The sequence below is a fragment of the Novosphingobium sp. 32-60-15 genome, assembly GCF_002280675.1.
In the GTDB taxonomy this organism is placed as follows: Bacteria; Pseudomonadota; Alphaproteobacteria; order Sphingomonadales; family Sphingomonadaceae; genus Novosphingobium.
Map to the genome: position 1 here is coordinate 1 of NZ_NCEN01000059.1, position 6,518 is coordinate 6,518.

The window sequence follows — 6,518 nt, forward strand, 5'->3', positions numbered from 1 at the left end:
TCAGACATGGAACACTCTTCACTTTTTCTCACACGCATCATGCTGGCCTTCGCTGGCCTGCTCGCGGTGATCACACCCACCGCTGCTTATGAACCCCTGAGCATGAGCGCTGCGGTGCACGCAGCCGTGGCGCGCTCGCGCAGTCTCGACGCCTCGAGCGCCGCCGCGCAGCGGCCCGACCCGGTGCTGCGCCTGTCGCTGGACAACCTGCCGGGGGACGGGCCAGAGCGCTTCAGCACCACGCGCGACTTCATGACCATGCGCTCCATTGCACTCATGCAGACTGGGCTTCCCCCAGTTTCCCGGACACATCCAATGACATGATGTGTTCAGGAGATAGGCATGACAAGAACCCGAAGGAGCTTCACGGACGAATTCAAACGTGAGGCAGTGAAGCTGTGCAAGCAGCCAGGAGCAACCGCCACGCACATTGCACGGGACCTGGGTATTCAGACCAGCGTGCTCAGACGCTGGGTCACGCAGGAGCGTGGCGGGGTGCTGGACCTCAGACCAAACCGACCGCTTCGCAGTGAGGCAGCAACGGAGGTTGAGCGGTTGCAACGCGAACTGCGCCGTGTGACCACGGAGCGCGACATCCTAAAAAAAGCGCTCGGCTACTTTGCAAAGGACCCGCAGTGAAGTACGGCTTCATCGCGCGGCATCGTAGTGTCTGGCCGACCCGCACCATGTGCCGGGTTCTGGCGGTCTCCCACAGCGGCTTCTATGAATGGATGGGCAGAGCGCCGAGCCAACGCAGCCAGGACGACGCCAGGCTCACCCGCCTCATCCGAGAGAGCTTCGAGCTCAGCGACCGCACCTACGGCAGTCCACGCGTCTGGCACGACCTTCGAGCGCTGGGCGAGAGTTGCGGGATGAACCGGGTCATCCGGCTGATGCATCTGGCCAAGCTGCAAGCTCGCCACAAGCGACGCAGGCTACCTGGCGATACAGGCAGCAGGCTTGAGAACCACATCGCGCCCAACCATCTGCAGCGCGACTTCCAGGCCAGTGGCCCGAACCAGAAGTGGGTAGCCGACTTCACCTATATCTGGACGGCTGAGGGCTGGCTGTATGCGGCAGCGGTGATGGACCTGTACTCACGCCGCATCGTGGGGTGGTCGATGAGCGACACCATGCAGGCCAAGATGGTGAGCGACGCATTGCTGATGGCCCTTTGGCGACGCGGCAAACCCAGCTCGCTGATGCACCACTCGGACCAGGGCAGTCAATACACGAGCGACGACTTCCAGCAACTACTCAAGGCACAAGGCATCACCTGCAGCATGAGCCGTCGCGGTGAATGCTGGGACAACGCCGCGATGGAGAGCTTCTTCTCATCCATGAAGACCGAGAGGCTCAGCCGCAAGGTCTACCGGACAAGGGAGGAAGCCAGGTCCGATGTGTTCGATTACATCGAGCGCTTCTACAACCCGGTGCGCAAACACTCAAAGCTAGACTTCCTCAGCCCAGTCGACTTTGAGCAAGGCTTAATGGGCTAAGCAAACCGTCCGGGAAACTGGGGGAAGCCCAGAGGCTCTATTTGTAAGCATTGCTGCAGGCATTCGGGCTTGGGGATTTGTCGTAACAAGAGAAGGAGCAAACTTACGATTGCGATCTAGGTATTACCGTGCAGTCCCTGCACTGGAGGCGAAATATTTAGACCATCTTCGTGAAACGAGCGCATTATTTCACCAAGACGGTGAAGGGGCCTCATTAATACCGATTGATCGTCAAGAAAGGAAGCGCAGACTCGACCATGTTCTCACTCTATGCGGATTCGATGAGTCGATTTTCTTCTCGCAAGTTCCTGCAGACACAATGTCGAAGCTTACGCACAAAGCAAGCTGGGCACTCGACGCCCGATTCGGCGAACAGACTGCGCAGCAAGGGGATCAGGCTGTTGACGTGCAGGCTCTCCTCGGCAACATGGCCCCAGCGGTCAATCTTGCGGAACACCGGACCCTCGGTCAATCCAGCGAGGCTGACCCAAGCATTGAAAGCAGTCACGGGACATAGGCGGGACAGCGCCGGGCATCTGAAAAAGCGGCCCTCACGCTGCCTGTCGCCTTTACTGCGGCCCAGGTAGCAGGTCGTGCCTTGGCCGGGGGTGACCTCGACGTTCTCAACGCGCAGACTCGTCACTTCGTCGGAGTGAAAGCCGCGCCAAAATCCGAGCAGTATCAGGCTGCGGTCGCGCGTGTGGCGCAGCGCGGCTGACTGGTTGCCGGACCGCTGCGCATTGGTGATCGCGGTATTGAGCCATTGATCGACTTGCTGAAGAACGGCCTCGGAAAAGCCTTGGTCGGTGTGCCAACGCGACAACGCCGCAAGACGTTGGCGCAGGGTGTTGATCGCCTGGGTAGCCGCATGATCGGCCAGATAGCGGGCGATGGCGTCTGCCGTGGAGGGCAGCAAACCTTTGCACTCAACTTCAAAATGCCGAATTGCCGATGCGTAGCTCCTGCGCGTGCTGTCGCTCTCGGCTGCCTCGAGATACTTTGCAAGACGGGCCATTTTCCCAGCTAGCTAGCGGTGAAGAGCCGAGGTTGAGGATCGGATTGGAGACGCCGCCTAGAACAGCAAGCGAAGCCCAGCTTGCCACTTGGTAGCAGCTGTCTCCCCGCCGGACTGCGACCTTGGATAAAACGTTCGTTTCAAGCCCAGGTAAGGCGCGACGCGCCGGTTGAACTCGTAGCGGGCCTGTACCCCCACATCGACCTGATATGCGCCGCGGCGCACTGTCGTATCGATGTCGGATGCCGACCACTCCAAGTCAACCGAAGGCGAAACGATGAAGCGATTCGTGATCAGAAAACTGTTTTCAAAGCGCGTTCGAGCGAAGACCTTTCCGTCGTCACGAATGAACAGCTTCAGATCGACGTCGAAGGCGTAGGGCGCGAGCCCGCGCACACCGAGCGCGAGGTAGTCACGTTGCTGGGGCCGCTCGTCGCGACGCAGGCCGATCTGTGCGTCCCAGAACGGCCGAATGTACCGGCCATAGAGAACTTGCAGCTCAGCCGCTTCGGTGCGCCCGCTGCGCTGCTCCGCGTCGAGCGAATACCACAGACGGTTGAAGTCACCACCAATCCAGCCATCGACGGCCAGTGACTGTACCGAGCCAGCAGCCCCGCGCACTTTGGCTGCACCAGCTTCGACCAACGCGTAAGAGTAAATCGACTCGTCCTCCATCGCCTGCGCACCCAAAGCAACGGTAACCAGCAGCGCAGTGCCCGCGTGCCGCAGCGCCATCCTCATTTTTTTCTCCATCGGTGTGATCCTTAGGCCACTTTGACCAGGCGCATCATCCCGGTAGCAGCGTGGTAGAAAAGGTGACAGTGGAATGCCCACATGCCTTCATCCTCAAAGGTGGCATCAAGCTCGACGGTCTGCGCCGGCGGCACGATGATCGTGTGCTTGCGCGGGCCGAACACACCGTTGCCGTTGACGAGTTCCATGAACACGCCGTGCAAGTGCATCGGGTGTTCCATCATTGTTTCGTTGACGAACTTGATGCGCACGCGCTGGCCCAAGCCCATCTCGAAGGGCGCCGCCTGCGACATTTTCTGGCCGTTCATGGTCCAGAAGTAACGCGCCATGTCGCCGGTCAGCCGGACCAGCAATTCTTTTTCCGGCGCGCGGTCGTCGGCATTGCGGGTTGCGGCACGCAGATGCGCGTACGTCAGCCGGCGCAGGCCGTCCGAGCTGGGCTCGATCTTCGGGGCCGCGGCACTCATGCCCGGCATCTCGGCCATACCCGCCATGCCGGGCATACCCGCGTGTGGATCGGCGGGCTTGGTCGATGCTGGCATCGCCATGCCGGCATGTGGATCGGTCGGCTTCACGGTCATACCCGACATGCCAGAGTCCGGGGCGACAGCTTTGGCCGGCGCTGGCATCGCCATACCGGCATGGCCTGCGGCCGCCGCATCACTTGCCGGCGCTTGGCCCATATCCATTCCGGCCATACCATCGCCGCCACTCATGTCCATGCCGGCCATTCCCATGTCGGCCATCGTGCGGACGGGCTTGGGTCCCAGCTCGGGCACCGGCGCACTCATGCCGACCTCCGGCGCCAACGTGCCGCGCGCATAGCCGATACGGGCGATGGTGGGCACGAAGATCGTGTAAGCCTTGGCTTCCTTCGGCTGCACGATCACGTCGTAGGTCTCGCCGTTGCCGATGCGGAACTCGTCCACCTCCACCGGGTTGACGTTCTGGCCATCGGCTTGCACCACCGTCATCGGCAGGCCCGGGATGCGCACGTCGTACAGGTTCATCGGCGAGGCGTTGATGAAGCGCAGTCGCACCCGCTCCCCGGGCTTGAACAGGCCGGTCCAGTTCTCGTCGGGGCGCTTGCCCTGCAGAAGGAACGACCACTCGTCGCCACCGTCGCTGTAATCGGTGGGGTCCATGCGCATCTTGGCCCATTCCATGCGCTCGGCCCACAGCGTGTCGCGCGCCTTGGCGTCGGGAGCGCTGCGCAGTTGGGCAAAGAACTGCGGGGTTGTCACGCGGCGGTAGTTGTAATAGCCGTCCTGCTTCTTCAGATTGGCCAGCACCTGCTGCGGCGGCGTATCGATCCAGTCGGAAATCACGACGATGTAGTCACGGTCATACTGAAACGGGTCGGGACGCGCTGGTTCGACAATGAGCGGCGCGAAGTAGCCTGCAGCCTCTTGCAGCGCGGCATGGCTGTGATACCAATAGGTGCCAGACTGGCGCAGCTTGAAGCGGTAAGTGAAGGTCTCGCCGGGGCGAATGCCGGGGTAAGTGACGCCGGGCACGCCGTCCTGATCGTTGGGAACGAGTAAGCCGTGCCAGTGGATACCGGTGACCTCGCGCAAATTGTTCGTGACGCGGATCACCACTTCGTCGCCTTCGCGGAAGCGCAGAACCGGTCCCGGCATCGTGCCGTTGATGGTGATACCTTGAGCTGGTTTGCCGGTGATGTTGAGCGGGGTCTCTGCCACGCTCAGGTCGTACTCGCGCGACACTGGGGTGTTGCGCAGTTCGACGGCCCGCACCTGAGCCCAGGCGCTTGGCAAGGCGGCCAGCGCGCCCAAGCCAGCCAGGGTTTGCAAGGTTCGGCGTTTGGGTGTGTCCATGGGGTCGAGCCTCCTCTACCGTATTTATTTGACGGCTTCGATCGCGGTGACGACGATGCCACCATCGGCTTTTTCGGCGGTGAAGTTCACCTTGTCGCCGGCCTTGACCTTGTCCAGTAGCGCGGTGTCCTTGACCTGGAAGACCATCGTCATGCCGGGCATGTCCAGGTTCTTGATCTCGCCGTGCTTGAGCGTGATCTTCTTGGTTTCCTTGTCAATTTTGCGCACTTCGCCTTCGGTCATCGAGGCGGGCATGCCGTCCATCTTCATGCTGGGCATGTTCATGCCAGACATTTTGCTGTGGTCCATCGCCTGGGCTTGAACGCTCATGGCAAATGGCGCAGAAGCCACAAATGCCAGAACAGCGAGGAAAGGTTTGAAATTTTTCATAGCGACAACTCCGTACATGTAAAAAAAGAACCTTGGCGCAGGCGTCCGACATCGTCCGGCGCCGCGCGGTACTGCCATACCGTGCTGATCGTCACTTCACGGTATGCCAACGGACCATCAGTGTTTGTGACCGCCGTGCCCTCCGGCATTGGGAGCGCCGGCCTTCTGTGCCACAGTGACGAGACCCTTCATGCCGGCATCATAGTGGCCGGGCTGCAGGCAGGCGAAGTCCACCTTGCCCCTTCTGTGCCACAGTGACGAGACCCTTCATGCCGGCATCATAGTGGCCGGGCTGCAGGCAGGCGAAGTCCACCTTGCCGGCTTTGGTAAAGCGCCACACAACCTCGCCGGTCTTGCCGGGCGCCACGGTGACCATGTTGTCGTCGGCGTGTTCCATGCCGGGCATCTTCACCATCATCGCGTAGTGCTCCTTCAACTCTTCGGGCGTGCCGAACACCAGCTCGTGCTTGACCGCGCCGGAGTTCTTCACGACGAAGCGCACGGTCTCGCCTTGCCGCACCGAAATCTGTGCAGGCGTGAAGCGCATGTTGTCCGTCATGTCGACCTCGACGGTACGGGTAACCTGCGAGGCCTTGCCGGGTTCGCCAACAGGGTTGCTGCCGTGGCCGGGGGCGGCCAACGTGGCGGATGCGGCGAGCAGCGCCGTAACGAACAGCAACGGACGGATGGATCTGGAGTTCATTGGAAGTTCCTTGTTAAGTTGAAACGACGATTGGAGCGGTACCAATTCCACAGCTTACTCACGCTGACCACCAATGTGCTGACGAGAACATTACGAAAAGGTCAGCTTTGTCCGTGCCAGCTACGCGGGGAAGAGCGCTCCTGCGGCGGCGATCAGCGACATGGCTCCAGCGCCACACAACAGAATCCGCAAGGCGGACCGCATCTTGGGCGCCCGGCCGATGTAGGCGGCCAGGATGCCCAGCGCTGCCAGCCCGACGAGGCTGCCTCCGACGAGCCAGCCCGTCAGGCTGGCGCGTGGCGCCAGCACCAACACCAACC

6 protein-coding genes and 2 pseudogenes are annotated in these 6,518 nt (G+C 61.3%); 2 read left to right on the forward strand and 6 right to left on the reverse strand.

Going from position 1 to position 6,518, the window contains the following annotated elements:
* Together B7Y89_RS18135 and B7Y89_RS18140 are read left to right on the forward strand one after the other, a co-directional pair.
* Positions 1-324 (forward strand): annotated as a pseudogene (locus B7Y89_RS18135) (hypothetical protein); the annotation flags it as partial.
* Positions 325-342: 18 nt separating this feature from the next.
* A protein-coding gene (locus tag B7Y89_RS18140; protein WP_292941013.1) for an IS3 family transposase occupies positions 343-1,499 on the forward strand; the annotation gives its coding sequence in 2 pieces (ribosomal slippage) (positions 343-610 and positions 610-1,499; 1,158 coding nt in all).
* 268 nt (positions 1,500-1,767) lie between these two features.
* On the opposite strand, the gene B7Y89_RS18145 is transcribed toward B7Y89_RS18140, so the two are convergent.
* The 6 genes and pseudogenes from B7Y89_RS18145 to B7Y89_RS18170 form a co-directional block, all read right to left on the reverse strand.
* Positions 1,768-2,514 (reverse strand): hypothetical protein, encoded by a 747-nt coding sequence (locus B7Y89_RS18145; protein ID WP_292941016.1) that lies wholly within the window; start codon positions 2,512-2,514, stop codon positions 1,768-1,770.
* Between the two features lie 57 nt (positions 2,515-2,571).
* Positions 2,572-3,267 (reverse strand): copper resistance protein B, encoded by a 696-nt coding sequence (locus B7Y89_RS18150; RefSeq protein WP_291123441.1) that lies wholly within the window; start codon positions 3,265-3,267, stop codon positions 2,572-2,574.
* 11 nt (positions 3,268-3,278) lie between these two features.
* Positions 3,279-5,105 carry a copper resistance system multicopper oxidase gene (locus B7Y89_RS18155; protein WP_292941024.1) on the reverse strand — a complete coding sequence of 609 codons (1,827 nt, stop codon included), beginning with the start codon at positions 5,103-5,105 and terminating at the stop codon, positions 3,279-3,281.
* A 24-nt stretch (positions 5,106-5,129) separates the two neighbouring features.
* The gene (locus B7Y89_RS18160) at positions 5,130-5,495 is read right to left on the reverse strand and encodes a copper-binding protein (RefSeq protein ID WP_292941029.1); all 366 of its coding nucleotides are present in this window, start codon (positions 5,493-5,495) and stop codon (positions 5,130-5,132) included.
* A 199-nt stretch (positions 5,496-5,694) separates the two neighbouring features.
* Positions 5,695-6,198 carry a cupredoxin family protein gene (locus B7Y89_RS18165; RefSeq protein ID WP_292941032.1) on the reverse strand — a complete coding sequence of 168 codons (504 nt, stop codon included), beginning with the start codon at positions 6,196-6,198 and terminating at the stop codon, positions 5,695-5,697.
* A 120-nt stretch (positions 6,199-6,318) separates the two neighbouring features.
* A pseudogene (locus B7Y89_RS18170) lies at positions 6,319-6,518 on the reverse strand (VIT family protein); the annotation flags it as partial.

Coding starts and splice junctions, on each gene's coding strand:
- B7Y89_RS18145 (WP_292941016.1), bottom strand. CDS start 2,514: ATGGCCCGTCTTGCAAAGTATCTCGAGGCAGCCGAGAGCGACAGCACG.
- B7Y89_RS18150 (WP_291123441.1), bottom strand. CDS start 3,267: ATGGAGAAAAAAATGAGGATGGCGCTGCGGCACGCGGGCACTGCGCTG.
- B7Y89_RS18155 (WP_292941024.1), bottom strand. CDS start 5,105: ATGGACACACCCAAACGCCGAACCTTGCAAACCCTGGCTGGCTTGGGC.
- B7Y89_RS18160 (WP_292941029.1), bottom strand. CDS start 5,495: ATGAAAAATTTCAAACCTTTCCTCGCTGTTCTGGCATTTGTGGCTTCT.
- B7Y89_RS18165 (WP_292941032.1), bottom strand. CDS start 6,198: ATGAACTCCAGATCCATCCGTCCGTTGCTGTTCGTTACGGCGCTGCTC.